Genomic DNA, 25,107 nt, shown 5'->3' with positions numbered 1-25,107 from the left:
GCAAAACGCGAGGCCGTGCCTGTAGTTCCCTACGAGAGTGCCGCGCGAGGTCCGTAGATCCCTCCAGGCCAGGAGCGGTTCCGGTAACGTCGGGTGCGATGAGACTGGACGGAATCCCTCTTTGGGACGGCACTGAACCACGCGGCCCGGTCGACCTCACCTGGGAGCCCGACCGGATCACCGGCCTGTCCCCGGCGCGGCCGCGCGGCGACGACCTGTGCGTCATCCCCGGCCTCGTGGACACCCACGTCCACCTGGTCGGCTACGCGGGCGCCGGCTCGGCCGACTTCGCCACCTGGCCGCTGGTCACCAACCGTGACGAGCAGGTGCTGCACGGCGCCGCGCACGCCCAGCGCGCCATGCGGCACGGCGTCACGACGGTGCGCGACCTGGCCGGCGACGAGGCGCAGATCGCGCTGCGCCGGGCGTTCGACGCGGGCATCCTGCCGGGGCCGCGCGTCCAGGTGCACGGCGTGGTCGGGATGACCGCCGGGCACAACGACCTGTTCGTGCCGCCCGCGTCCCCGCAGCGCAAGCCCACCGCCGACGGCCCCGACGAGTGCCGCAAGCTGGTGCGCATCTGGGCCCGCGCCGGCATGGACGGCATCAAGATCACCACCAGCGGCGGCGTGCTGTCGATCGGCGACAAGAACATCTGGCGCAACTACACGCGCGAGGAGATCCGTGCCATCGTCGACGAGGCGCACGCGCTCGGCATGCTCGTCGCCTCGCACGCCCACTCCGAGGACGGCATCCGGATCGCCGTCGAGGAGGGCGTCGACTCCATCGAGCACGGCACGCTGATGACCCGGGACCTGGCCGAGACGCTCGCCGCCCGGCGCACCCCGGTCGCGCCGACCCTGCTGATCAACGAGGCCATCGCCGAAGGCCGCGTCCCGGTCACCGAGGAGGCCAGGGCCAAGGCCGCCGAGCTGGTGACCCGGCGCGACGTGCTGCTCGCGGAGGCGGTCCGGCTGGGCGTGCGGTTCGTGCTGGGCACCGACGCCAACGGGCACCACGTGCAGTTCGGCGACCAGCTCGCCGAAGTCGTGTACATGACCCGGGTGCTCGGCATGGACGCGGGCGCGGCACTGCGCGCGGCCACCTCCGACGCCGCCGACGCGATCGGCATGCCGGTCGGCCGCATCGCCCCGGGCCTCGGCGCCGACCTGGTCGTGCTGCGCGGCCGCCCGTGGGAGCGCATCGAGGACCTGGCCGTGGACAACATCGTGGCCGTGGTGTCACGGGGCCACGTCGTCGCCGGCCGCCTGCCCCGGCCTGAGCTGCCCTGACCTGAGCTGCCCCGACCTGAGCGCCAGATACAGGTCCGTACGGTCCCGCATCGACGACATGCGCCGGCCGGTCAGCTCCTCGACCCGCTGCATCCGGTAGCGCAACGTGTTGACGTGCACGTACAGCTCGTCGGCGGCACGCTGCCAGGAGCCGCAGGTCTCCAGGAACACGTCGAGCGTGCGCAGCAGCTCGGAGCCGTGCCGCGCGTCGTACTCCTCGACCGGCCCGAGCAGGTGGTCGCGGAACGACCTGCGCACGCCGAGCGGCAGCGCGGCGAGCAGCAGGTCGTAACTGTCGATGTCGGCCACCGACATGATCGACACCGGCCCCTCGCCGTCGCGGGCCGACTCCATGCCCCGGCGCGCGCTCTCCAGCGCCTCGCCGAGCTGTGACACACTCGCCGTCGCGTCGCTGATGCCCACGGCGAGCCGCAGGCCGGGCCGGTCCGCCGCCAGGCCGCGCAGCTCCTCGCTCAGCGCCTTGCGCGTCGCCTTGCCGTTGACCAGCGCGATCGCCTCGTCAGCCCGGCCGCCGACGATCAGGTGGCGGCCCTTCCTGGACAGTGCCTCGTGCAGCATCGCCGGCAGGTCGTGCCCGCCCTGCCCGCTCACCACGATCGCGGTCGTCGGCAGGCCGGGATCGGCGCCGAGCAGCCGCAGGTGCGCCGAGACCTCACCGGGGGCGATCTGCTGGGAGCCGAGCACGTCGAGCAGCGTCTGGGCGCGGCCCCGCTCGGCCCTGCGCCGCTCGGCGGCGAACGCCTCCTCGATGACCGCCTCGGTGATCGCGCCGAACGACTGGTCCGGCGCGGCCAGGATCAGCGGCAGCCTGCGCCGCTCGCACGCCGCCACCAGCGCCGGCGGCAGCTCCCCCAGCACGATCAGGCCCACCACCAGCCCCGCGACGTCGGCCGCCCACAGCGCGTCGGCGAACCTCTCGCAGTCGGCCGGCTCGCCGTACCAGACCCCGCTGGTGAGCACCAGGTCGCCGGGCCGCAGGTAGCGCCGGGGATCGGGCAGGTCCGTCGGGTACGCGCGGCGTACCTCCCGGTCGAGCGTCCCGGTGCCGGTGACGAGCGTCAGCCGGAGGTCGTCACGCGCCAACAGCTCCGCCAACCTCATGAAATCTCATGTTATGCCAGGTCAAACAGCGAAGGTTCGGAGGTTCGCACGATACCCCGGCCGTTCATGGTCGGGTTTACTCGATCCATGCGCGCCAAAGCGGAACTCCACCTGCACATCGAAGGCACCCTCGAACCGGAGCTCGTCGTCGAACTGGCCCGGCGCAACGGGATCGCGCTGCCGACCTTCGACGTGAACGCCATCCGGGCGCGTTACGACTTCGCCGACCTGCAGTCGTTCCTGGACGTCTACTACGAGAACATGGCCGTCCTGCGCACCGACCGCGACTTCTACGACCTGACGGCCGCCTACCTGCGGCGGGCCGAGGCGCAGGGCGTGCGGCACGCCGAGATCTTCTTCGACCCGCAGGCGCACCTGTCGCGCGGGGTGCCGCTGGACGCCGTGTTCGCCGGGCTGACCGGCGCGATCAAGGACGGGCCGATCTCCGCCGCGCTGATCCTGTGCTTCCTGCGCGACCAGGGTCCCGACGAGGCCGAGCGGGTGCTGCGGGCGGCGCTGCCGTTCCGGGACCAGTTCATCGGGGTCGGGCTGGACTCGGCCGAGGTCGGGCATCCGCCGTCGCTGTTCCGGCGGGTCTTCGACCTGGCCGCCGCCGAGGGGCTGCGCCGGGTGGCGCACGCCGGCGAGGAGGGCGGGCCCGACTACGTGTGGGAGGCGCTGGACATCCTGCGCGTGGAGCGGATCGACCACGGCATCCGCGCCATGGAGGACCCCGAGCTGGTGGCGCGCCTGCGCGACGAGCGCATCCCGCTGACCGTGTGCCCGCTGTCGAACGTGCGGCTGCGCGCGGTGCCGTCGCTGCGTGACCACATCCTGCCCGCGATGCTGGACGAGGGCCTGGTGGTGACGGTGAACTCCGACGACCCCGCCTACTTCGGCGGCTACGTCGAGGACAACTACCGCGCCCTGCGCGACGAGCTCGGCCTGACCGAGGAGCAGCTGGACCGCATCGCCCGCGACTCGTTCGACGCCTCGTTCGCCTACGAAGGCTGAGAAGCCGTCCACGAAGGCTGAGAAACGGCGACGGGGCCCGCCTCCGAGGGAGGCGGGCCCCGTCAACAGCGCTTGGGACGGCTAGTCCTTCGCGGTCAGGATGTCGGAGAGGACCTGGTTCAGGATGTCCAGGTCAAGGACGTCGTCGTCCGAGCCGTTGTTGTTCCACTGCCCCTCGACCTCGTCGTCGTTGTCCTCGCCGAAGTTGTTCCGCTCGCCGTACGCGCGGATGTCGTTGTCGTTGTTGTCGTCGTCCCCATGCGTGGGCCACGCGACCACCGAGGCGGTGTTCATCGCGTAACCTTCGGCGAGCGCGGGACCGCCGCCCAGCATGACCATCCCGCCGACTAGACCGGCCAGGATGAGCCCCGTCTTGTACATACGAATCCCCTTTGTTACCTATCGACTACTCTCCGTCGGTAGCGGGAGGAGATCTGCCCTGTGATCGTCAGCGGCAAACGCGGCTAATCTGGTTTTGACGTGCGTAAACGGTCCTTTTGCCGAAGCCGGGGATTACCCGGTCACCCCTTACTGATCATTGACGGAGCCCGGAGCGTGTCCTGCTCCGCAGGTCTTGCGATGGCGTCCGGAGCCTCTCCACGCGCGCACACTCGTCAGGCCGTGTGGGAGAGGCAGCAGGGAGATCGAGGAGCCACACATCGGTCATACCGGTCCCGTTCGTGAGAGGTCACGTCAACGGCGGCAAGTAGGGGGATGGCGGGCGCGTACCGGGGCATCTGCGGCCCTGCGCCGAGCAAGAGGGGGGCGAGTCGGTCCGGTGGGGACGGGAGAACGCCCCCACCGGTGCCGGAACTAGGCCTTGAGCCAGCTCATCATCGGGCGCAGCTTGGCGCCCGTCTTCTCGATCGGGTCCTCGGCCAGCTCCTCGCGGTGACGGGCGAACTCCTTCTGGCCGCCGTCGAACTCCTCGACGAGCTGGCGGGCGAAGGTGCCGTCCTTGATCTCACCGAGGATGCGGCGCATCTCCTCACGGGTCTCCTCCGTGACGACGCGCGGGCCGCGGGTGTAGCCGCCGTACTCGGCGGTGTCGGACACCGACCAGTACATCTTCGAGATGCCGCCCTCGTACATGAGGTCGACGATGAGCTTCATCTCGTGCAGGCACTCGAAGTAGGCCACCTCCGGCTGGTAACCGGCCTCGATGAGGGTCTCGAAGCCCGCCTTGATCAGCTCGGAGACGCCGCCGCACAGCACGGCCTGCTCGCCGAACAGGTCGGTCTCGGTCTCCTCGGTGAAGGTGGTCCTCAGCGCGCCGGCGCGGGTGCCGCCGATGCCCTTGGCGTACGAGAGCGCCAGGTCGAGAGCCTTGCCGGTGGCGTCCTTCTCGACCGCGACCAGGCACGGCACGCCGCGCCCGGCCTCGAACTGGCGGCGGACGAGGTGGCCGGGGCCCTTGGGGGCGACCATGCACACGTCGACGCCCTCGGGCGCCTCGATGAGGCCGTAGCGGATGTTGAGGCCGTGGCCGAAGAAGAGCGCGTCGCCCTCCTTGAGGTTCGGCGCGACGTGCTCGGCGTAGAGGTGGCGCTGGATGTGGTCCGGCGCCAGGATCATGGTGACGTCGGCCTCCTTCACCGCCTCCGCGGGCGTGAGCACGCGCAGGCCGTCGTTCTCGGCCTTCTCCCGGCTCTTGGAGCCCTCCGGCAGGCCGACGCGCACGTCGACACCGGAGTCACGCAGGGAGAGCGCGTGGGCGTGGCCCTGGCTGCCGTACCCCAGCACGGCCACACGGCGTCCCTGGATGATCGACAGGTCGGCCTGGTCGTCGTAGAAAATCTCGGTCACTTGCGAAAAACCTTTCAGGCGGTACGGTCCAGTGCCCTGAGGGACCGGTCAGTGATGGAACGGGCGCCGCGGCCGATGGCCACCATGCCCGACTGGACGAGCTCTTTGATCCCGAACGGCTCCAGGACCTTGACGAAGGCCTCGAGCTTGTCCGGGGTGCCGGTGACCTCGATGGTCACGGCGTCGGCCGCCACGTCCACGCAGCGGGCACGGAAGAGCTGGACGAGCTCCAGCACGTGCGAGCGGCTGTCGGCGTCGGCCTTGACCTTGATCAGCATGAGCTCGCGCTGGACGGCTTGCGAGGTGTCCAGCTCCACGATCTTCAGCACGTTCACCAGCTTGTTGAGCTGTTTGGTGACCTGCTCCAGCGGCAGCTCCTCGACGCTGACCACGATCGTCATGCGGGAGATGTCGTCGTGCTCGGTGGGCCCGACGGCCAGCGAGTCGATGTTGAAGCCCCGCCTGCTGAACAGCGCGGACACCCGGGCGAGCACACCCGGCTTGTTCTCCACGAGCACAGAAAGCGTGTGTCTACTCATCGTCGCTCTCCCACTTCGGCGCCATGTCACGGGCGATCTTGATGTCGTCGTTGCTCGTGCCGGCCGCGACCATGGGCCAGACCATCGCGTCCTGGTGGACGACGAAGTCGACGACCACGGGCACGTCGTTGATCTCCATGGCCTTCTTGATGGTCGCGTCGACGTCTTCGGGACGCTCGCACCGCAGGCCAACACAACCATAGGCCTCCGCCAGCTTGACGAAGTCGGGGATGCGGCGAGTCGCCTGCAGGTCGGTGTTGGAGTAGCGCTGGTCGTAGAAGAGGGTCTGCCACTGGCGGACCATGCCCAGGTTGCCGTTGTTGATGACGGCGATCTTGACGGGCACGCCTTCCAGGGCGCAGGTGGCGAGCTCCTGGTTGGTCATCTGGAAGCAGCCGTCGCCGTCGATGGCCCACACGACCGCGTCGGGGCGGCCCATCTTGGCGCCCATCGCGGCCGGCACGGCGAAACCCATCGTGCCGGCGCCGCCGGAGTTGATGAACGTGCCCGGCTGCTCGTACTGGACGAACTGCGAGGCCCACATCTGGTGCTGGCCGACGCCCGCCACGTAGTAGGCGTCGGGGCCGACGATGGCGCTCAGCCGCTCCATGACGTACTGGGGGGCCAGCGAGCCGTCCTCGAACTCCTCGTAGCCCAGCGGGTAGGTCTGCTTGTAGCCGTTGAGGACCGTCCACCAGTCGTCGTAGTCGCCCTGCAGGCCGGCGGCCTCGACGGCGGCGATCAGGTCGCCGATGACCTCCTTGCAGTCACCCACGATCGGCACGTCGGCGTGGCGGTTCTTGGAGATCTCCGCCGGGTCGATGTCCGCGTGCACGATCTTGGCGTGCGGGGCGAACGTGGACAGCTGACCGGTGACGCGGTCGTCGAAGCGGACGCCTAGGCCGATGAGCAGGTCGGCCTGCTGCAGCGCGCCGACGGCCGAGACGCTGCCGTGCATGCCGGGCATGCCCATGTGCTGCGGGTGGCTGTCGGGGAAGGTGCCGCGCGCCATCAGCGTCGTGACGACCGGGATCCGGGTCAGTTCGGCCAGCCGGATGAGCTCGGCCGACGCGCGGGCCTTGTGCACGCCGCCGCCGACGTAGAGCACCGGGCGGCGGGCCTCGGCGATCAGCTTGGCGGCCTCCCGGATCTGCTTGGAGTGCGGCCGGGTCACCGGCCGGTAGCCGGGCAGCTGCATGGTCGGCGGCCAGCTGAACGTGGTCTCGGCCTGCAGCGCGTCCTTGGCGATGTCCACCAGCACGGGACCGGGACGGCCGGTGGAGGCGATGTGGAACGCCTCCATGATCGTGCGCGCGATGTCGGCCGGGTCGGTGATCAGGAAGTTGTGCTTGGTGATCGGCATGGTGATGCCGGAGATGTCGGCTTCCTGGAAGGCGTCCGTGCCGATCGACTTGCTCGCCACCTGACCGGTGATCGCCACGATCGGCACCGAGTCCATGTAGGCGTCGGCGATGGGCGTCACAAGGTTGGTCGCCCCCGGGCCGCTGGTCGCCATGCACACCCCGACCTTGCCGGTGGCCTGCGCGTAACCCTCGGCCGCGTGCCCGGCGCCCTGCTCGTGCCGTACGAGCACGTGCCGGACCTTGGCCGAGTCGTACAGGGGATCGTAGGCCGGGAGGATGGCGCCGCCCGGGATCCCGAACACGGTGTCGACTCCCACGTGCTCCAGCGCCCTGACCAGGGCCTGTGCACCTGTCATCCGTTCGCTCATCGGCTCGTTCCTTGCGTGGTCACACGTTCAGGACATAAAAAATGCCCCTCCCCGCCGGGAAAGGCGGGACTGGGGCGGCGCGCAGGTCGGAGTGCTTCGCTAACGGCCTGCGCGCCGGCGAAGTACTACGAGAATCCCACTGCGAAGCATGGCTATCACCATAGCTGGTCGGAAGCACTCGGTGTCAACTTGGTGAGAAACACATCTCAAACGGTGAGACTCGTGCGCATCAGCGAGTCGACGCCCCTGGCCGCCATGGGGCGCGCGACCAGGAAGCCCTGGCCCTTCATGCAGCCCATCTCCCGCAGCAGCTCCAGTTGCTCGGGGCGTTCGATGCCCTCGGCGACCACGGTGAGCCCCAGGTCGTGACCGAGACGCACGATCGTGCGGGTGAGCAGCGTGAGCGTGTCGTCGCGGCCCAGCCCGGACACGAACGACGGGTCGATCTTGATCATGTCGACCGGGAGCTGCCGGAGGAAGGCCAGCGAGGCGTAGCCGGTGCCGAAGTCGTCGATGGCCAGCCGCACGCCCAGCGCGCGCAGCTCCGACAGCCGCTTGACGGTCTCCTCGGCGTCCTCGACCAGCATCTCCTCGATGACTTCGAGGGTGAGCGCGGAGGCGGGCAGCCCGCTCTCCTCCAGCGCCTCCTGCACGGTCTCGACGAACCGGGGGGCGGTGATCTGCCGGGCCGACAGGTTGAGCGACAGCCCGATGTCCCAGGACGAGGCCCGCCAGGCGGCCACCTCGCGGCACGCCTCGCGCAGGATCCACTCGCCGAGCGGCACGATGAGGCCGGTGTCCTCGGCCGGGCCGAGGAACTGGTCGGGCGGCACGAACACCGAGCCGCGCCACCAGCGCACCAGCGCCTCGACGGCGGTCACCCGCGACGTCGCCAGGTCGACCACCGGCTGATATTCGATCGCGAACTGCTGCTCGATCAGCGCCCGCTGCAGGTCGGCCGCCAGCTCCAGGCGGCGCAGCACGTCGGCGTGCATCTGCGCGGCGAACACCTCGACCCGTCGCCCGCCCAGCTCCTTGGCGCGCGCCATGGCCACGTCGGCGTTGCGGATCAGGTCGCCGGCGGGCAGGTCGTCCTCGGCGAAGGCCACGCCGACGCTGGCGGTGAGCGCCACGTCGCGGTCGGCCACCCGGAACGGCTCCTGCGAGACCGCCCGCACCAGCCGCTCGGCCAGCTCGGCGGCGAGCTGCGCCTCCCCGCCGGTCTCCAGCAGCACGGCGAACTCGTCGCCGCCCCACCGGGCGAGCGTGTCGTCGTGCCGCACCGCGCCCCGCAGCCGGCGCGCGGCCTGCCCGAGCAGGTAGTCGCCGCTGGCGTGGCCCACCGAGTCGTTGACGGAGGTGAACCCGTCGAGGTCGAGGAAGATGACCGCGACGTGCCCGGCGCTGCGGCCGGGCAGCACCTCGCGGGTGCGCTCCTCGAAGTAGGAGCGGTTGGGCAGGCCGGTGATGCCGTCGTGGAAGGTCAGGTGCGCGACCTGGTTGCGCAGGGCCTCCTCGTCGCTGATGTCGCGGGTGGTGACCAGGAGCTGGTCCTCGCCGCCGGCGTGGCGGGTGGCGACGGACTCGGTGGGCCGCCAGGTGCCGTCGGCGGCCCGCACCCGGCAGGAGATCAGGCAGGCGCCGGGGCCGGCCTCCTCCTCGTCGCCGTCGGGGCCCATCGCGTGCAGCGCGGCCTGGATGTGCGGGACGTCCTCGGGGTGGATGTAGTCGAAGATCGAACCGCCGACCAGGTCTTCAGGACGGTAGCCGTAGGTCACCTCGACCCCGTCGCCGATCTCGTGCACCATGCCGTCGTAGTCGCAGATGAACACCACGTCGCCGGTGCTCTCGGCCAGCTCGCGCAGCTGGGTGTCGCCGAGCGAGACCAGCGTGCGCAGCCGCGCGTTGGCCCCCGACAGCACGAACACCCGCAGCAGCAGGAGCAGCACCACCGACGCGGCGACCGCCACGACGCCGGTGACGGGCGCCTGGCGGGCGCTCCCGGCCAGGTGCGCGAGCAGCGTGACGGTGGCGATGGCGACCAGGGCCAGCGGCACCGCGGCCACCAGGTTGCCGGGTGTCGGCGAGGCCGTCGCCGGGCGCGCCCGCACCCAGGGCACGGCGGCCAGGAGCAAGAAGGCCATCGGCGCGATCACCACGCTCCACACGGGCGGCGCGCCGCCGTCGAGCCGGGCCACGGCGGTCGACAGGCCGGCCACGGTCGTGGTGGCGAGCACGCCCACGCCGGCCAGGCCGAGCGGCCACGCGGCGGACCTGACGGCGGCCGCGGAGGGCAGCACGGCGAAGGTGGCCACCAGCGCGAGCATCGGCGGCAGCATGGCGAAGGAGAACAGCGCGGCGTCGGCCGTGTCGGCGTAGACGTGGCGCAGCACCACCACCCAGCCGATCAGGAACAGCGAGGCGGCGCACAGATAGGCGTCGATGAGCTGCCGTAACACCAGAGCGGCAGGCGGCCTGCGCCCGGCCGCGACGAGCGCGCCGCCTCCGGTCAGCACGGTGCCGAGCAGCACGAGCAACTCGGCGAAGCTCACCATGAAGGTGGAGCTGTCGGTGAACGGCCGCAGCGCCACGCCGGCGGCCCAGATGGCGGCGCCGCCGCCCATCCACCGGATGCCGAGGGCCATCGAGGGATGCTCGACCGGCCGCACCGAGGCGGCCAGCAGCGACACGGTGGCGAGCAGCGCGGCCAGGCAACCCGCTACGGCGCCGATGACGAGGGCCGGGCCGCCCGCAAGGAGCGCAGCCGCGAACCCCGCGGCACCGATCGCCGCCGCGGCGGTCAGCGGTGCCCGTGGATCACGCCAGCGGATCACAGTCGTCGCCCATCCCGTCTCGAACCTTGCTCCCGTGACCGCCGGTCGGCGGTGCACATCGCCAGTGTGTGCGGTCGCTGGTGCGCGGGTGGTGACAACGCCGATGTCGTCACCGATCTGATAACCACACGGACCTGATTGCCGCCAAGATTTCCTTGACAGGCAGTCAGGAACTCTTGGTTAGACGCAACCGTACGCACCCCAGGTCACGGACCAGCCACGGTCCGGAATCCTCTCAATACGCTTCGGTGATGACGTTGTCGAGCGGCTCGCCGCCGAGATAGCGCAGCAATTGCGCCCGCATGAGCCGGAGCATGCGCCGGCCGGAGGCGGGGGTGCTGCCCGCGACGTGCGGCGTGACGAACACGCCCGGTGCGCTCCACAGAGGGTGGTCCCCCGGCAGCGGCTCCGGCGCGGTGACGTCGAGCGCGGCCCGCAGCCTGCCGCTCTTCAGCTCGGCGACCAGCGCGTCGGTGTCGACGACCCCGCCGCGCGCCGCGTTGACGAGCAGCGCGCCGTCCTTCATCCGCGACAGGAACGCGGCGTCGGCCATGCCCGCGGTGTCCGGGGTGGCGGGCACGAGCAGCACCACGACGTCGGCGGCGGGCAGCAGGGCGGGCAGCTCGGCCATGCCGTGGACGCCGTCGCGGGCGGTCCTGGCCACCCGCACGACGTCGACCTCGAAGCCGTCGAGGCGGCGTTCGAGCGCCTGGCCGATGGAGCCGTAGCCGACGATCAGCACGGTGGAGTCGGCCAGCACGCCGGTGTGGTGGTAGGTCCACTCGCCCCTGCGCTGCGCGTCGGTGAACCCGGGGAACTCGCGCAGCACCGCGATCATCGCGCCGACGGCCCACTCGGCGGTGCCCGCGTCGTGCACGCCGCGCGCGTTGCACAGCACCGCGCCCTCGGGCAGGTGCGGCCGGTAGGCGTCCACGCCGGCGGTGACGGTCTGGACGAGCCGCAGCGACCGCATCCGCGCCAGCGTCCCCGGCACGTCGGGCACCGTGACCAGCGGCGGGATCCACACCTCGACGTCCTCGATCCCGTCGGGCTCCGGTCCGATCCCGTCGTGGACCGAGCACTGCACTCCCGGCAGATCGGACAGGACTTCGGCGACGGACTCGTACGGGACCCAGATCTTCATGCGGGAAACTTTATGGCTCGGGGGCAAGTATGGGAGACATGAGGACACTCTGGCTGATCATGCTCGTGGTGACGCTCGCCGCTTGTTCCGCCGCCGGCGGGGTGACCCCGGCCGCCTCAGCACCGGCCTCGGGGCCGGCCGTGCCGTCGCCCGGTGAGCCGCGTGCGGTGGCGCGCGACCTCGCCGTGCCGTGGGCGATCGCGTTCCTGCCGGGCGGCGACGCGCTGGTGACCGAGCGCGACACGGCCAGGCTGCTGCGGATCAGCGGGTCGGGCCAGGTCAAGGAACTGGCCACGATCGAGGGCGTGGTGCCCGACGGCGAGGGCGGCCTGATGGGCGTGGCGGTCAAGGACGAGCAGCTGTTCGTCTACTACACGGCCGCCTCCGACAACCGGATCGTCCGCTACCGGTTCACCGGCGACACGCTGTCGGAGCCGAAGGTGATCGTCCAGGGCATCCCGAAGGGCGGCATCCACAACGGCGGGCGGCTGGCGTTCGGCCCCGACGGGCACCTGTACGCCACCACCGGCGAGACCGGCGACCGGCCCATCGCCCAGGACCCCGGCTCGCTCGGCGGCAAGATCCTGCGCATGACGACCGACGGGCAGCCCGCCGGCGGCAACCCGTTCGGCACGCTCGTCTACAGCCTGGGCCACCGCAACGTGCAGGGCCTGGCCTGGGACGGCTCGGGCAGGCTGTACGCCTCCGAGTTCGGCGCGAGCGCCTACGACGAGCTCAACCTGATCGAGGCGGGCGGCAACTACGGCTGGCCGGAGGTGGAGGGCCGGGGCGACGACCCGAAGTTCAGGAACCCGATCGTCACCTGGGACACCTCCGAGGCGTCGCCGTCGGGCCTGGCCTTCGCGGCCGGCTCGCTGTGGATGGGCGCGCTGCGCGGCGAGCGGCTGTGGCAGATCCCGCTGGCCGCCGACGGCTCGCCCGGCACCCCGGTCGGGCACTACGGCGGCACGTACGGCAGGCTCCGCGCGGTGAGCGCCGCCCCCGACGGCACACTCTGGGCAGGCACCAGCAACAAGGACGGCAGGGGCAGGGTACGCGAGGGCGACGACAAGATCCTGGCCGTCACCCCCTAGGAGCTTGAGGCGCCCATCGCCGCGCCTAGTTGGCGCCCGTGCACACCACCTGGGCCTGGGGGCGGTACTTGGTGGTCACCTTCTCGTCGCGTTTGATCTCTTCGCCGTCCCGGATGAAGACGCGGGTGACGTCCACGGTGAAGCCCTGCTGGCCGACCGTGGGCCGGCAGGTGGCGGAGTCGCTGGTCTCGCGGCGGAACGGGGTGAACTCCCGCCGGTCGGACTCGACCGCCTTGATCTCGTCGTAGCGCTTGGTGCTCCACAGCACGACCGACACCGACGTGGCGGTGGACGACGCCTTGATCAGCACTCCGTGGTCGGAGTCGTTGCGCCACTTCAGGTCCAGGTCGGGGTGGAGCAGCGCGGCGTCGCGGCCCGCCGGGTAACGGGCGGAGTGGTAGTCCATCGGCGTGTGCTCGACGTCCTCGTAGCCGGCGTAGTACGCGGCGTTGTAGAGCGCGGTGGCGAACTGGGAGGCGCCGCCGCCCATGATGGTGAGCAGCCGCCCGCCGACGATCTGGTCGGCCATCACGTAGCCGCCCTCGGCGGTGCGCTCCCCCACCAGCTCGTTGAGCGAGAACGTCTCGCCGGGCTTGACCAGGACGCCGTCGACCTGCTCGGCCATCCGGCGGATGTTGGTCACGCGCGGCTGGCAGCAGTCGAAGGTCGTGGTGAACGACGACACCGTCTCCTTGATGCCGAGGTCTGCGACCTGTTCGGTGGTGACCTCGGGCGGGGCGTCGGCCAGCGTCACGGGGACGACCCGGTCGCCGCCGTTGCGGACGAGCCTGGCCACGTCACGGGCGAGCGCCTTGGCGTTGACGCCCGTCCCCTCGCGCGAGGGGACGAGGACCGGCTTGCCGTTCACGATCTGGTACGTCGCGTCGCGCGGCACCTGGGTGGCGTCCACCAGGCTGCTCTCGACCGTGGCGAGCACCGCCTCGGCGTCGAACTCGGGCCGCAGCGCTCCTTCGCCGTCGGGGACGAAGGCGAGGTTGGCGGCGATGGTGGCCGGGGCGATCTGCGCCTGCTTGCCGTCGATGGTCAGCGTGATCGGCGCGGACACCGCCCGCCTGGCCTGCGCGGCGGCCCTCTGGACGGCGCGGGCGGTGGTCGTGGGCTCGGCGGGCTGGAGGCTGACGATCGCGGTGCCGCTGCCGCGCAGGAAGGCGTCGGTGATCACGCGGACCGCGTCGCTCCTGTCGAGCAGCGCGCCCGAGCGCGGCTGGGTCGCGACCGGCCGCAGGCCCTTGAACACGACGCGGCCCTCGTGCGGCGGCCGGTCGACGGTCTCGGCCATCGCCTCGACGGTCCTGGTGAGCTGGGAGGCGTCCACGGTGACCTTGGGCTCGATGTCGGTCGTGGCGGTGAGCGCCCGCCACACCTCGACCGGGCTGGGGAAGCCGCTGGGCGCCTGGCCGATCGTGGCCACGACGTCGAGTTCGAGCCCGGCCTCGTCGGGCTGGATGGTGTCCTTGCGCCCGCCGATGTCGACGACGACGGGCTTGTTGAGCTTGACGGCGAGCTCGCCGCGCAGCTTGTCGGCCGCCTGGGTGACGGTCAGGCCGCCGATGTCGACACCGGCCACGCGGGTCCCGCGCAGCACCGCGTCGGACATGAGCACGGCCGGGACCAGGTAGGCCAGGGCGACGGCGATGAGCAGGAGCACGGCGATGCCGGGCAGCAGGCGGCGCTTGCGGGGCGGCTCGCCGCCGTCCAGGGAGGGAGGACGGTCCAGCGACGTCCGCATGCCGAACGGCGGCGGCTCGGGGTCCGCGCCGTTGACCGGCCAGGGCTGTGACGTGGTCGCCACCGGGGGCATCGCGCCGTTCTTGGGCGGTTCCTGCGGGCGCGGCTCGGGCGGCGGCTGCTCGTGCGCGCCGAAGATGTCGCGGGAGACGCCCGGGGGCAGGCCCTCGATCTTCGGCTTCCTGCTGGTGCCGCGTGTGGGCAGAGGCACCGAGGCGAACGGGTCGGTCGGTGATTCGATCGGTCCGGCGTTACGCACGCCTGAATCTCCTCCCGTTCCGCGGCCAAGTCTCAGGCAACAGTAAGGCACGAGGGTCCGCATATGTCACGAGAAAAGACTACGGAACTGTGTCAGCCGAGCCAGCGATATCGGTGTTCCGGACGCCCGGCCGTACCGTAACGGGGCCGCAACTCCGCGCGCCCGCCGGCGCACAGGTGCTCCAGGTAGCGGCGGGCGCTGACCCGTGACAGGCCCGCGAGCTGGGCCGTCTCGGCGGCCGACAGATCGCGGCCGGCGTCGCGCAGGGTGTCGGCGACCAGCGCGCAGGTCGCCGGCGACAATCCCTTGGGCAGCGGCGCGGCGGCGGCCGGCGTGCCGAACAGGCGGTCGACGTCGTCCTGGCGGGCCTCCGGCCCGATGGCGGTGAGCCGCCGCCGGGTGTCGGCGTAGTGCCCGAGCCGCTCGGTCAGCGCGTCGGCGGTGAACGGCTTGATCAGGTAGTTGATCGCGCCGCCGCGCATGGCGGCGCGGACCGTGGGCACGTCGCGGGCGGCGCTGATCACCAGCACGTCGACGCCGCTCAGCGCCTGCAGCACCGCCAGCCCCGACATGTCGGGCAGGTAGATGTCGAGCAGCACCAGGTCGGGCCGGTGCTCGCTCACGGCGGCGAGCGCCCCGGCCCCGTTGCCCACCGTCGCGACGACCTCGAAGCCGGGCACCCGGGCCACGTAGGCGCTGTGCACGCGCGCCACCATGAAGTCGTCGTCCACCACCAGCACCCGGATGCTCACACCGTCACCGCCTCGGCCGGCAGATGGGCGGTGAACACCGCGCCGCCCGAGTTGCGCACCTTGACCCAGCCGCCCCTGCGCAGGCACGCCTGCCGGGTCAGCGCCAGCCCGAGCCCGCGCGGCCCGGAGTGCGCCGCCTTGGTGGTGAACCCCTCCCGGAAGACCTCCTCCACCAGGTCGGGCATGATGCCCGGCCCCGAGTCGCCGACGCGCACGCGCAGCCCGCCCGCGTCGGCCACGACCGACACCTCGACGGTCCCGGCCGCGCCGTCGAGCGCGTCGATCGCGTTGGCGACCAGGTTGCCGACGACCAGCACCGCGTCCTGCGGGTCGCCGAGCACGTCCGCCGGCACCCGGGAGTCGTCGGCGAGCACCAGGCGGGCGCCCCGCTCGGCGGCCTCGGCCGACTTGGCCAGCAGCAACGCGGCCAGCGTCGGGTCCTCGACCCGTTCGCGCAGGTCGCCGGCGTAGGCGGCGGGGGTGCCGCTGGTGATGAACGCGATGGCCGCCTCGTACTCGCCCAGTTCCAGCAGCCCGACGACGGTGTGCATGCGGTTGGCGAACTCGTGCGCCTGGGCCCGCAGCGCGCCGGTGGCGCTGCTGGTGTCGTCCAGCTCTCGCGCCAGCCGTACCAGCTCGGTGCGGTCGCGCAGCGTGACCACCCACCCGCGGTGCTGGCCGCGCACGGACACCGGGGTGCGGTTGAGCACCAGCACCCGGTCGCCGTGCAGGACGATCCGGTCCTCGCCCGGGTCGGCGCCGCCGAGCACGTCGCGCATCCGGCCGGAGACGGGCATCCGGGTCAGGTCGTCGCCGACGTCGCCGAGCAGTTCGCGGGCGGCGTCGTTGACCAGCGTCACCCGGCCTTCCAGGTCGAGCGCGAGCACGCCCTCCTTGACGCCGTGCAGCACGCCCTCGCGCTGCTCCAGCAGGGCGGCGATCTCGCCCGGCTCCAGCCCGAACGTCTGCCTGCGCACCCGCGCGGTGATCAGCGCGGCGGCCGCGAGCCCGGCGAGCAGCACCGCCGTCGCGGTCCACAGCAGCGGCGGCAGCGCCCCGGCGACCTCGCCGGTGACGGTGGTCTCCAGCACGCCGACCGAGACCAGGCCGATGACGTCGCCGTACTCGTCCAGGACCGGCGTCTTGCCGCGCACGGTGACGCCGATCGTGCCCTTCTCGGTGCCGACCCAGTCGCGGCCGGTGGTGAGCACGTAGGTGCCGTCGGTGGACAGCTGCTTGCGGATGAGGGAGGCGTTGGGGTGCGCGTAGCGGATCTGGTCGTCGTTGGCGATCACCACGTAGTCGGCGCCGGTGGTCTGCTGGACGCTCAGCGCCAGCGGCTGCAGCACGGTCTCGGGCCGCCGCAGCTCGAAGGCGTCGCGCACCTGGGGCAGCCCGGCCACGGACTGCGCGATGGCCAGCGCCCGCTGCTGGTAGCGGCCGTCGAGCTGGCTGCGCGTGTGCTGCGCCCACACGCCGGCGGTGCTCCCCACGGCGAGCAGCACGATCGTCATCTGGAGCACGAACAGCTGGGTGCCGAGGGAGGCGTCACGGACCCACTTCACGGACCACATGCAAACACCCCGAGGTCACGGCGGAGTTGCGACCAATACGACCATTACGACGGCTACCTGCAAAGGCTCGACTCCACCGGGGTACGGGCTCACCATGCGGTTTCCAAGAAGGTGAAATCCCCCCTTGGAGTGATCAATGCGTTTGCGCATACTCGCCGCCCTCGCGGCGCTCTCCGTCGCCGCGCTGACCGGCTGCGGCGACACCGGCGGCAGCGGCGGCGGCACCAGCGCGCTGCGGATCATGGCGCCGGCCGCGCCCGGCGGCGGCTGGGACCAGACCTCCCGGACGGCCGAGCAGGCGATCAAGGCCGCCGTGCCGGACCGCCAGGTGGAGGTGTTCAACGTGCCCGGCGCGGGCGGCACCATCGGCCTGGCCCAGCTCGCCGGCGAGAAGGGCAACGGCAACCTGCTGATGACGATGGGCCTGGTCATGGTCGGCGCCATCGAGCAGAACAAGTCCCAGGTCACGCTGACCGAGACCACGCCGATCGCCAAGCTGACCGAGGAGTACGAGATCATCGTGGTCCCGGCCGAATCGCCGCTGAAGTCGCTGGCCGACCTGGTCGCGGCCTGGAAGGCGGACCCGGCCAAGGTCTCGGTCGCGGGCGGCTCGGCCGGCGGCACCGACCACATCGTGGCCGGCCTCATGGCCAAGGCCGCGGGCGTCGACCCCAAGCAGGTCAACTACATCGCCCACTCCGGCGGCGGCGAGGCGCTCAACGCGCTGCTCGGCAACAAGGTGACGATCGGCGTCTCGGGCGTCGGCGAGTTCGCCGAGCACGTGAAGTCCGGCAAGCTGCGCGCGCTCGGCGTGACCTCCGGTGAGCGGCTGCCCGGGCTGGACGCCCCCACGCTCAAGGAGGGCGGCCTGGACGTGGAGCTGGCCAACTGGCGGGGCATGGTGGCCCCCGGCGGGCTCAGCGACGCCGACAAGAAGGCGCTGACCGACCTGGTCACCAAGATGCACGACTCCCAGCCGTGGAAGGACGCGGTGGCCAAGAACGGCTGGATCGACTCCTTCCAGACCGGCCAGGAGTTCGCCGACTACCTCGCCGCCGAGCAGACCCGGGTGAAGGCGATCATCGCCGAGCTGGGCGTCGTCTCCTGATGTCCTCCGCCGAATCCGGCAAGCGCCCACGCCTGTGGCGGCCCGAGCTCGGGCTTGCGCTGGTGGTGCTGGGCCTGGGCGTGTTCGTCGTCGTGGGCACGCTGGACGTGTCCGCGGCGGCCTCGCAGCTCGGCCTCGGCCCCCGGTTCTTCCCCATGCTCGTGGGCGGCGCCATGGTCGTGATCGGCCTGTTCTACGTGGCCGACGTGCTGCGCGGCGGGCGCGGCGACCCGGAGGAGAGCGAGGACGTGGACCCCGACGCGCCCGCCGACTGGCGCAGCGTCGGCCTGGTGAGCGGTGTCTTCCTGGGCTTCGCCGCGGTGCTGGAGCTGCTCGGCTGGATCATCTCCGCGAGCCTGCTGTTCTTCGGCCTGTCGGTGGTGCTCGGCGCCACCCACCGGCTGCGCGCCGCGGGCATCGCGGTGGTCCTGGGAGTGGCCACGTACCTGCTGTTCGTCAAGGGGCTGGGCGTCACGCTGCCCGCCGGGGTGCTGCGGGGGGTGATCTGAGTGGAGTCGGTGCAACTCCTGCTCGACGGGTTCACCGCCGCGCTCACCCCGGTCAACCTCATGTACGCGCTCATCGGCGTCACCCTCGGCACCCTGGTCGGCGTGCTGCCGGGCATCGGGCCGGCGATGACCGTGGCGCTGCTGCTGCCGATCACCTTCACGGTGCCGCCGGCCAGCGCGTTCATCATGTTCGCCGGCATCTACTACGGCGGCATGTACGGCGGCTCGACCACCTCCATCCTGCTGAACACGCCGGGCGAGTCGTCGTCGATGATCACGGCGCTGGAGGGCAACAAGATGGCCCGGCGCGGCCGGGCGGCGCAGGCGCTGGCCACGGCGGCCATCGGCTCGTTCGTGGCCGGCACCATCGCCACCGCGCTGCTCGTCGTGGCCGCGCCGGCCGTGGTGAGCTTCGCGATCTCGTTCGGGCCCGCGGACTACTTCGCGCTGGCGATCCTGGCGTTCACCGCCGTGTCGTCGGTGCTGTCACGCTCGGTGGTGCGCGGCCTGGCCTCGCTCGGGCTCGGCCTGGTGATCGGGCTCATCGGCATCGACCAGCAGACCGGTCAGGCGCGGCTCACGCTGGGCATCCGGCAGCTCCTCGACGGCGTCGACGTGGTGATCGTGGCCGTCGGGCTGTTCGCGCTCGGCGAGGCGCTCTACGTGGCGTCCCGGCTGCGGCACGCGGCGCCCGAGGTGGTGCCCGTCGGCCGGGCCTGGATGGGCCGCGCCGACTGGGGCCGCTCGTGGCGGCCGTGGCTGCGCGGGACCGCGCTCGGCTTCCCGTTCGGCGCGCTGCCCGGCGGCGGCGCCGAGATCCCCACATTCCTGTCGTACGCCGCCGAGAAGCGCCTGGCGCGCGGCGTCGCCCGTGAGGAGTACGGCAAGGGCGCCATCGAGGGCGTCGCCGGGCCGGAGGCGGCCAACAACGCCTCGGCGGCCGGCACCCTCGTCCCGCTGCTGACGCTGGGCCTGCCCACGTCCGCGACCGCCGCCATCATGCTCGCCGCCTTCCAGCAGTACGGCCTGCAGCCCGGACCGCAGCTGTTCGACCACAACCCCGCGCTGGTGTGGGGCATGATCGCGTCACTGTTCATCGGCAACGCGATGCTGCTCGTGCTCAACCTGCCGCTGGCGCCGGTGTGGGCGAGGCTGCTGCTCATCCCGCGCCCGTACCTGTATGCCGGGATCGTGCTGTTCGCCGCGCTCGGCGTCTACGCGCTGAAGGCCAGCGTGGTGGACCTGGTGGTGCTGTTCGTGCTCGGGCTGCTGGGGTTCGCGATGCGGCGCTTCGGGCTGCCGATCGCGCCGGCGGTGATCGGGATGATCCTGGGGCCGATGGCGGAGATCCAGCTCCGCCGGGCCCTGGCCATCGGCGCGGGCGACGTGACGGTGCTGGTGGAGAGCTGGGTGTCGGTGGTGCTGCTGGTCCTGTCGGCCCTGGCGCTGCTGACACCGCTGTTCAGGAAGCTGGTGGCCCGCCGCGGCTGACACCCCGGGCCCGGGACCGTCCCCGGGCCCGCGGGTCACACCGGCGCGGCGGTCTGCCCGGCCGGAGCGCGTACGGCGGAAGGCACCGCGCGGCGCGCGATCGCCAGGCCCGCCAGCGCCATCACCAGCGTGGCCGCGAACACCGCCCAGTAGCCGGAGCCGGCGACGGTGAACAGCGCGCTGGTGACGGCGACCGCCACCACCGAGAACACCGACTCCCCCACCTGCAGCGACGAGCTGTTCACGCCTTCCTCGCCCGGCGCCGACAGCTCCAGCGTGAGCACCGACAGCGTCGGGTAGATCAGCCCCATGCCGAACCCGGCCAGGATCCACGAGGGGTAGGCCACCGCGACCGGCACCCCGTCGAACGTCACCGCCCCCATGAGCAGGATGCCGCCCGCCAGCGCCACCGAGCCGAGCACCAGGTTCGTCAGCCGGCCGAACACCTCACGCCCCTGCAACCACGAGGCGAACGACCAGGTCACCGCACCGCCGGTGATCGCGATCCCGGCCAGGAACGGCGACAGCCCGCGCTCCTGCACCAGCATGAGCGGCACGATCACCTCGGCCGCGAAGAGCGCCCCGGCGGCCAGCCCGCGCAGCCCGACCACCGCGGGCAGCCCCCGGGCGGCCCGCAGCGTCCCGGCGGGCAGCAGCCTGGGCAGCGCCACGACGAGGATGACCAGCCCGGCGACCAGCATGACGGGCGACCCGTCGCTGCCGTACTGCATGAGCCCGGCCGCCACCGCCGTCACCGCCGCCCAGGCGACCTTCACGAGCAGCCCCGGCGCGGGCGTGCCCTGGCCGCCACGCACCGGCTGCCCGGCCACCCCCCGGGCCAGCACCAGCCCGCTCACCACGGTCAGGAACGGCACCAGCAGGAACACCCACCGCCAGCCCAGCGTGTCGACCACCAGCCCGACGATCGCCGGGCCCACCATCGACGGCACCACCCAGGCGGTCGCGAACAAGGAGAAGATCTTCGGGTGCGACTCCTCCGGGTAGGCCCGCGCGACCACCACGTAGAGCGCCACGCTCACCAGCGCCCCGCCGAAACCCTGCACGAGCCGCCCGGCGATCAGCACCTCCATGGTGGGCGCCAGCCCCGCCAGCAGCAGCCCGCCGATGAACGCGGCCACCCCTGTCCACAACGGCGCCAGCGGCCCCCGCAGGTCGGCCCACCGCCCGCCGAGCACGGTGCCCACCACGGCGGCCGCCATCGCCCCGCTGAACGCCAGGCCGTACAGCCCGACTCCGTCCAGGTCGGCCGCGACCACGGGCATGGCCACCGCGACCGCGACATATTCGAAGGCCACCAGGGACACCATCGCCACCAGCCCGGCTGTCAGCGCAGTTCGTCTCATGGCACCCGACGTTAGGCGGTCGCGCGCGCGGGCGCCTCCCGCCGAAGACCTAGGCCCAGCCGGTCAGATGGACCTAGGCCCGGCACTGCGTGGCGGGCTCTGCCGGTCGGATACGGCACGTGGTCCGCCGTCCACGACCGGTTCCGGCTGTGGGCGACGGCGGAGGTCCTCGGGCGGCTGATGGATCGCCGGCCGCGCTTGGGCGAATCGCAGCAGGTTGCCGGAGGGATCGAGGAAGGCGCAGTCGCGGACGCCGTCGGGCTGGGTGATCGGTTCCTGCATCACTTCGGCGCCCGCCGCCTCCAGGCGCTCGAAGGTGGCGTCGCAGTCGTCAGTCCGGAAGATCAGACGGCTCAGCGGGCCTTCGGCGATCAGATCGTCGACGGCCTGCCGATCGCCCGGCGAGGCCCTCGGGTCCGCGCCGGACGGCCGGAACCAGATCCGCACATCCGGCTGCGAGGGCGGGCCGGCGCTCACCCACCGCGTTCCCTCGCGTTCGACGTCGTCGCGTACGGCGAAGCCGAGCACGTCCCGGTAGAAGCCGAGCGCCTCGTCGAAGTCGTGGACGGTGAGGGTGCAGGAGGTCAGTTCGAGACTCATGCCCGCCCCGCGACGAGCCGGTCGGGAATGCCGCCTCATCGCCGCTCCGTGTTGCCGGTGGCGAGAAGGACGATGTCGTGGCGGCGGACCCGGTCGGGGTCGGCGTCGACGGCGATGTGGGTGATCTTCCCGTCGCTGATGGTGAAGGCGAAGACGGCCTTCGTCCGGCCGCGGTGCGCCCAGACGGCCGCGGGGACGCCGTCGACCAGAGCGAGCCGGGCGGCCTCAGCCCGGCCGGAGAAGAAGGAGGCCACCGCGTGGGGGCCGCGGAGCTCGACGGCCACGACGTCCGGATCGAGCAGTTCGAGCAGGGCGTCGAAGTCCCCGTTGCGGGAGGCGGCGAGGAACGCCTCGACGATGTCCCGCTCGGCCGATTGCGCGGCGTCGGAGGCTTCGGCCGCTCCTTGCACCCGGCGTCTGGCTCGGCTGGCCAGTTGCCGGGCCGCCGCCGGGGAACGGTCGATGACGGGACCGATCTCGGCGAAGGACACGGCGAAGACGTCGTGCAGGACGAACGCGAGCCGTTCGGCGGGGGTCAGCTTGTCCAGCACCACCATCAGCGCGACACCGACCGAATCGGCGAGCAGTGCCTCATCCTCGGGTCCGGCCTGGCCGTTCGGGTGAATGCCGGGCTGCGGTGCGGCCGGTTCGGGCGGTAGCGCCCCGGCCGTGTCCTCCCGCCGGGCCCGGCGCGCCTCGAGCATGTTCAGGCAGACCCGGGCGACGATCGTGGTCAGCCATCCTCCCGGGTTCTCCACCTGGCTGGTGTCGGCGCGGCCGACCCGCAGCCATGCCTCCTGCACCGCGTCCTCGGCCTCGCCGGATGAGCCGAGCATCCGGTAGGCCACCGCGTGCAGGCGATCCTGGTGCTCGGCGAACCGCTCGCTCAGCCAGTCCTGCTCGATCATCTGTCACATTCCTCCGTTTCGGCCTGTCATCCCTCATGACCGGCGAACACCCGCCGATGTGACAGTCGGCGTAGTCCTGCCGGTTCAGACAGCACGTACACCTCGACACGTACACCTCGAACGGAGATCAGACATGACAGCGCACGTGATCCCGACCCTGCTCGGCGTCCGGGACCTGGAGGCCGCCAAGCGGTTCTACACCGACGGGCTCGGCTGGAAGATCAAGAACGACCACGGCATCTCGGTGTTCTTCGAGGCCGGCGGCGCCTCGTCCATCGGCCTTTACGGCCGCGAGGGTCTGGCCAAGCTGGTGGGCACGAGCCCGGAGGGCGGTGGTTTCAGCGGGGTGGTCCTCACCTGCGAGGTCAGCAGCGAGGCCCGGGTCGACAAGGTGATGGCGGAGGCCGAGGAGGCAGGCGCCACGATCCTCAAGGCCCCCGCCGCGCTGCCGTGGGGCGGGTACGGCGGCACCTTCGCCGACCCGGACGGCTACGTCTGGCGTGTCGGCCACAGCGCCCAGGGCGAGGATCAGTCCTCCTCGGAGTAGCCGCGGAGGAAGGCGAGAAGGAGTAGAGCGTGCAGTTCGGCACCCTCGCCGAGTCGCCCGGAGTGATGGGGCACTCGGCGGGGGCGGCCCCGGCCGAGGTCGCCGGCATCGGTGTCCGGCCGGACGCGCCCGGTGTCCGGGACCCCGCCGCGTGCGGCCGGCGGGGTCCCTCGCGAAGGGCTACGCGGAGACGCCCAGCTTCTCCAGGATCAGCTCCCGGGCCCGGCCCGCGTCGGCCTTGCCCCGGCTGGCCTTCATCACGCCGCCCACCAGCGCCCCGACCGCCGCGATCTTGCCGGAGCGCACCTTGTCGGCCGCGTCGGCGTTGGCCGCCAGCACCTCGTCGATCATCGCCGACAGCTCGCCCTCGTCGTTGACGATCTTGAGGCCGCGCTTCTCCACGACGTCGTCCGGAGTGCCCTCGCCGGCCAGCACGCCCTCCAGCACCTCACGGGCCAGCTTGTCGTTGAGCGACCCGGACGCCACCAGCTCGGTGACGCGGGCGATCTGCTCGGGCGTGATCGGCAGGTCGGCCAGCGGCGTCGCCGTCTCGTTGGCGCGGCGGGCCAGCTCGCCCATCCACCACTTGCGCGCGTCGGCGCCGGGCGCCCCCGCCGCGACCGTGGCCTCGACCAGGTCGATCGCGTCGGCGTTGTGCATGGCCTGCATGTCGAGGTCGGACAGCCCCCACTCGGCCTGCAGCCGCTTGCGCTTGACCGACGGCAGCTCCGGCAGCGCCGCCTTCAGCTCCGCCACCCACGCCGGGTCCGGCGCGATCGGCACCAGGTCCGGCTCGGGGAAGTAGCGGTAGTCCTGCGCCTCCTCCTTGGACCTGCCGGACGTGGTGGTGCCGGTGTCCTCGTGGAAGTGCCGGGTCTCCTGCACGATCCGGCCGCCGCCGGCCAGGACGCCCGCCTGCCGCTCGATCTCGCTGCGCACCGCCCGCTCGACGCTGCGCAGCGAGTTGACGTTCTTGGTCTCCGTACGGGTGCCCCACTCGGAGTCGCCGCGCGGCATGAGCGAGACGTTCACGTCGCAGCGCAGCGAGCCCTCCTCCATGCGCACGTCGGAGACGCCCAGCGAGCGCATGATCTCGCGCAGCTCGGTCACGTACGCCTTGGCCACCTCCGGCGCCAGCCGGTCGGTGCCCGGGATCGGCTTGGTCACGATCTCGACCAGCGGGATGCCCGCCCGGTTGTAGTCGACGATCGAGTAGTCGGCCCCGTGGATGCGGCCCGTCGCGCCGCCCACGTGGGTGGACTTGCCGGTGTCCTCCTCCAGGTGCACCCGCTCGATCTCGATCCGCACGGTCTCGCCGTCGACCTCGACGTCGAGGTAGCCGTCGAAGCAGAGCGGCTCGTCGTACTGGGAGATCTGGTAGTTCTTCGGCATGTCCGGGTAGAAGTAGTTCTTCCTGGCCATGCGGCACCACTCGGCGATCGAGCAGTTGAGCGCCAGCCCGATCCGGATCGTCGACTCGATCGCGGCGGCGTTGGCCACCGGCAGCGCGCCGGGCAGCGCCAGGCAGGTCGGGCACACCTGCGTGTTGGCCGGCGCCCCGAAGGCGGTGCGGCAGCCGCAGAACATCTTCGAGTTCGTGCCCAGCTCGACGTGCGTCTCCAGCCCGAGCACCGGCTCGAACCTGTCGAGCGCTTCGTCGTACGGCATG

21 protein-coding genes are annotated in these 25,107 nt (G+C 71.8%); 7 read left to right on the top strand and 14 right to left on the bottom strand.

What is annotated here, in order from left to right; all coding sequences use genetic code 11:
* Nucleotides 1-98: 98 nt before the first annotated feature.
* Nucleotides 99-1,292, top strand: coding sequence for a metal-dependent hydrolase family protein (locus tag ADY59_RS01910; RefSeq protein WP_049556839.1), 1,194 nt, complete (start codon nt 99-101; stop codon nt 1,290-1,292).
* Here ADY59_RS01910 and ADY59_RS01905 read toward each other — a convergent pair.
* On the bottom strand, nt 1,242-2,414 hold the full coding sequence (locus tag ADY59_RS01905) for a PucR family transcriptional regulator (RefSeq protein ID WP_049556836.1): 1,173 nt from the start codon (nt 2,412-2,414) through the stop codon (nt 1,242-1,244). The two genes, ADY59_RS01910 and ADY59_RS01905, sit on opposite strands and share 51 nt — an antisense overlap.
* A gap of 87 nt (nt 2,415-2,501) precedes the next feature.
* Between ADY59_RS01905 and ADY59_RS01900 the strand changes: the two genes are divergently transcribed.
* Nucleotides 2,502-3,428, top strand: a complete 927-nt coding sequence (locus ADY59_RS01900; RefSeq protein WP_049556834.1) for an adenosine deaminase — start codon at nt 2,502-2,504, stop codon at nt 3,426-3,428.
* An 81-nt stretch (nt 3,429-3,509) separates the two neighbouring features.
* On the opposite strand, the gene ADY59_RS01895 is transcribed toward ADY59_RS01900, so the two are convergent.
* The 6 genes from ADY59_RS01895 to ADY59_RS01870 all read right to left on the bottom strand — a co-directional run bounded on the left by ADY59_RS01895 (nt 3,510) and on the right by ADY59_RS01870 (nt 11,483).
* Nucleotides 3,510-3,809 carry a hypothetical protein gene (locus tag ADY59_RS01895; RefSeq protein WP_049556833.1) on the bottom strand — a complete coding sequence of 100 codons (300 nt, stop codon included), beginning with the start codon at nt 3,807-3,809 and terminating at the stop codon, nt 3,510-3,512.
* A gap of 432 nt (nt 3,810-4,241) precedes the next feature.
* On the bottom strand, nt 4,242-5,225 hold the full coding sequence (ilvC, locus tag ADY59_RS01890; protein ID WP_049557000.1) for a ketol-acid reductoisomerase: 984 nt from the start codon (nt 5,223-5,225) through the stop codon (nt 4,242-4,244).
* Between the two features lie 23 nt (nt 5,226-5,248).
* Nucleotides 5,249-5,773 carry an acetolactate synthase small subunit gene (gene ilvN, locus ADY59_RS01885; RefSeq protein ID WP_049556830.1) on the bottom strand — a complete coding sequence of 175 codons (525 nt, stop codon included), beginning with the start codon at nt 5,771-5,773 and terminating at the stop codon, nt 5,249-5,251.
* Nucleotides 5,766-7,505, bottom strand: coding sequence for an acetolactate synthase large subunit (locus ADY59_RS01880; RefSeq protein ID WP_049556828.1), 1,740 nt, complete (start codon nt 7,503-7,505; stop codon nt 5,766-5,768). The genes ilvN and ADY59_RS01880 overlap by 8 nt, the downstream gene beginning before the upstream one ends.
* Nucleotides 7,506-7,711: 206 nt before the next feature.
* The gene (locus tag ADY59_RS01875; protein WP_231618493.1) at nt 7,712-10,339 is read right to left on the bottom strand and encodes a putative bifunctional diguanylate cyclase/phosphodiesterase; all 2,628 of its coding nucleotides are present in this window, start codon (nt 10,337-10,339) and stop codon (nt 7,712-7,714) included.
* Nucleotides 10,340-10,574: 235 nt separating this feature from the next.
* Nucleotides 10,575-11,483, bottom strand: a complete 909-nt coding sequence (locus ADY59_RS01870; RefSeq protein ID WP_049556826.1) for a 2-hydroxyacid dehydrogenase — start codon at nt 11,481-11,483, stop codon at nt 10,575-10,577.
* Nucleotides 11,484-11,521: 38 nt separating this feature from the next.
* On the opposite strand from ADY59_RS01870, the gene ADY59_RS01865 reads away from it, so the two are divergent.
* Nucleotides 11,522-12,577: a PQQ-dependent sugar dehydrogenase gene (locus tag ADY59_RS01865; RefSeq protein ID WP_156325241.1), complete on the top strand. Its 1,056-nt coding sequence runs from the start codon at nt 11,522-11,524 to the stop codon at nt 12,575-12,577.
* A gap of 25 nt (nt 12,578-12,602) precedes the next feature.
* Here ADY59_RS01865 and ADY59_RS01860 read toward each other — a convergent pair whose 3' ends face one another.
* The 3 genes from ADY59_RS01860 to ADY59_RS01850 all read right to left on the bottom strand — a co-directional run bounded on the left by ADY59_RS01860 (nt 12,603) and on the right by ADY59_RS01850 (nt 16,902).
* A complete protein-coding gene (locus ADY59_RS01860) occupies nt 12,603-14,585 on the bottom strand; it encodes a VanW family protein (RefSeq protein WP_049556822.1) in 1,983 nt (660 codons plus the stop codon).
* Nucleotides 14,586-14,677: 92 nt separating this feature from the next.
* The gene (locus ADY59_RS01855) at nt 14,678-15,301 is read right to left on the bottom strand and encodes a response regulator (protein WP_049556997.1); all 624 of its coding nucleotides are present in this window, start codon (nt 15,299-15,301) and stop codon (nt 14,678-14,680) included.
* Nucleotides 15,302-15,333: 32 nt separating this feature from the next.
* On the bottom strand, nt 15,334-16,902 hold the full coding sequence (locus ADY59_RS01850) for an ATP-binding protein (RefSeq protein ID WP_442937661.1): 1,569 nt from the start codon (nt 16,900-16,902) through the stop codon (nt 15,334-15,336).
* A gap of 145 nt (nt 16,903-17,047) precedes the next feature.
* Between ADY59_RS01850 and ADY59_RS01845 the strand changes: the two genes are divergently transcribed.
* From ADY59_RS01845 to ADY59_RS01835, 3 genes are read left to right on the top strand one after another with little or no spacing between them, the layout of a single operon-like run.
* Entirely contained in the window at nt 17,048-18,019 is a 972-nt protein-coding gene (locus ADY59_RS01845; protein ID WP_156325240.1) for a Bug family tripartite tricarboxylate transporter substrate binding protein, read from the top strand.
* Nucleotides 18,019-18,528, top strand: a complete 510-nt coding sequence (locus ADY59_RS01840; protein ID WP_049556817.1) for a tripartite tricarboxylate transporter TctB family protein — start codon at nt 18,019-18,021, stop codon at nt 18,526-18,528. Before ADY59_RS01845 ends, ADY59_RS01840 begins: the two co-directional genes overlap by 1 nt.
* Nucleotides 18,529-20,019 carry a tripartite tricarboxylate transporter permease gene (locus ADY59_RS01835; RefSeq protein WP_049556815.1) on the top strand — a complete coding sequence of 497 codons (1,491 nt, stop codon included), beginning with the start codon at nt 18,529-18,531 and terminating at the stop codon, nt 20,017-20,019.
* A 35-nt stretch (nt 20,020-20,054) separates the two neighbouring features.
* Here the strand turns inward: ADY59_RS01835 and ADY59_RS01830 are convergent, their stop codons facing one another.
* The 3 genes from ADY59_RS01830 to ADY59_RS01820 all read right to left on the bottom strand — a co-directional run bounded on the left by ADY59_RS01830 (nt 20,055) and on the right by ADY59_RS01820 (nt 22,891).
* Complete coding sequence (locus tag ADY59_RS01830; protein WP_063780528.1) at nt 20,055-21,383, bottom strand: MFS transporter; 1,329 nt, start codon at nt 21,381-21,383, stop codon at nt 20,055-20,057.
* Between the two features lie 63 nt (nt 21,384-21,446).
* Entirely contained in the window at nt 21,447-21,983 is a 537-nt protein-coding gene (locus tag ADY59_RS01825; RefSeq protein ID WP_063780527.1) for a VOC family protein, read from the bottom strand.
* A 35-nt stretch (nt 21,984-22,018) separates the two neighbouring features.
* Nucleotides 22,019-22,891 (bottom strand): sigma-70 family RNA polymerase sigma factor, encoded by an 873-nt coding sequence (locus tag ADY59_RS01820; protein ID WP_049556812.1) that lies wholly within the window; start codon nt 22,889-22,891, stop codon nt 22,019-22,021.
* A 133-nt stretch (nt 22,892-23,024) separates the two neighbouring features.
* Here ADY59_RS01820 and ADY59_RS01815 point away from each other — a divergent pair, with 133 nt between their 5' ends.
* The gene (locus ADY59_RS01815) at nt 23,025-23,438 is read left to right on the top strand and encodes a VOC family protein (protein WP_049556811.1); all 414 of its coding nucleotides are present in this window, start codon (nt 23,025-23,027) and stop codon (nt 23,436-23,438) included.
* 180 nt (nt 23,439-23,618) lie between these two features.
* Here the strand turns inward: ADY59_RS01815 and gatB are convergent, their stop codons facing one another.
* Nucleotides 23,619-25,106, bottom strand: a complete 1,488-nt coding sequence (gene gatB, locus ADY59_RS01810) for an Asp-tRNA(Asn)/Glu-tRNA(Gln) amidotransferase subunit GatB (RefSeq protein WP_049556809.1) — start codon at nt 25,104-25,106, stop codon at nt 23,619-23,621.
* Between the last annotated feature and the right edge of the window lies 1 nt (nt 25,107).

Origin of the sequence: Nonomuraea sp. SBT364 (genome assembly GCF_001083785.1) — a bacterium.
Taxonomy (GTDB): Bacteria; Actinomycetota; Actinomycetes; order Streptosporangiales; family Streptosporangiaceae; genus Nonomuraea.
Note: the sequence above shows the minus strand (reverse complement) of the source record. Positions and strands in the feature narration are given on the sequence as shown.

Bases quoted from the DNA above. Each gene is read 5' to 3' on its own strand.
- gatB (WP_049556809.1), bottom strand. From the start codon at position 25,106: ATGCCGTACGACGAAGCGCTCGACAGGTTCGAGCCGGTGCTCGGGCTG.
- ADY59_RS01840 (WP_049556817.1), top strand. From the start codon at position 18,019: ATGTCCTCCGCCGAATCCGGCAAGCGCCCACGCCTGTGGCGGCCCGAG.
- ADY59_RS01910 (WP_049556839.1), top strand. From the start codon at position 99: ATGAGACTGGACGGAATCCCTCTTTGGGACGGCACTGAACCACGCGGC.
- ADY59_RS01815 (WP_049556811.1), top strand. From the start codon at position 23,025: ATGACAGCGCACGTGATCCCGACCCTGCTCGGCGTCCGGGACCTGGAG.
- ADY59_RS01855 (WP_049556997.1), bottom strand. From the start codon at position 15,301: ATGGTGGCGCGCGTGCACAGCGCCTACGTGGCCCGGGTGCCCGGCTTC.
- ADY59_RS01845 (WP_156325240.1), top strand. From the start codon at position 17,048: ATGCGTTTGCGCATACTCGCCGCCCTCGCGGCGCTCTCCGTCGCCGCG.
- ADY59_RS01820 (WP_049556812.1), bottom strand. From the start codon at position 22,891: ATGATCGAGCAGGACTGGCTGAGCGAGCGGTTCGCCGAGCACCAGGAT.
- ADY59_RS01880 (WP_049556828.1), bottom strand. From the start codon at position 7,505: ATGAGCGAACGGATGACAGGTGCACAGGCCCTGGTCAGGGCGCTGGAG.
- ADY59_RS01900 (WP_049556834.1), top strand. From the start codon at position 2,502: ATGCGCGCCAAAGCGGAACTCCACCTGCACATCGAAGGCACCCTCGAA.
- ADY59_RS01870 (WP_049556826.1), bottom strand. From the start codon at position 11,483: ATGAAGATCTGGGTCCCGTACGAGTCCGTCGCCGAAGTCCTGTCCGAT.
- ADY59_RS01830 (WP_063780528.1), bottom strand. From the start codon at position 21,383: ATGAGACGAACTGCGCTGACAGCCGGGCTGGTGGCGATGGTGTCCCTG.
- ADY59_RS01905 (WP_049556836.1), bottom strand. From the start codon at position 2,414: ATGAGGTTGGCGGAGCTGTTGGCGCGTGACGACCTCCGGCTGACGCTC.
- ilvN (WP_049556830.1), bottom strand. From the start codon at position 5,773: ATGAGTAGACACACGCTTTCTGTGCTCGTGGAGAACAAGCCGGGTGTG.
- ADY59_RS01865 (WP_156325241.1), top strand. From the start codon at position 11,522: ATGAGGACACTCTGGCTGATCATGCTCGTGGTGACGCTCGCCGCTTGT.
- ADY59_RS01825 (WP_063780527.1), bottom strand. From the start codon at position 21,983: ATGAGTCTCGAACTGACCTCCTGCACCCTCACCGTCCACGACTTCGAC.
- ADY59_RS01895 (WP_049556833.1), bottom strand. From the start codon at position 3,809: ATGTACAAGACGGGGCTCATCCTGGCCGGTCTAGTCGGCGGGATGGTC.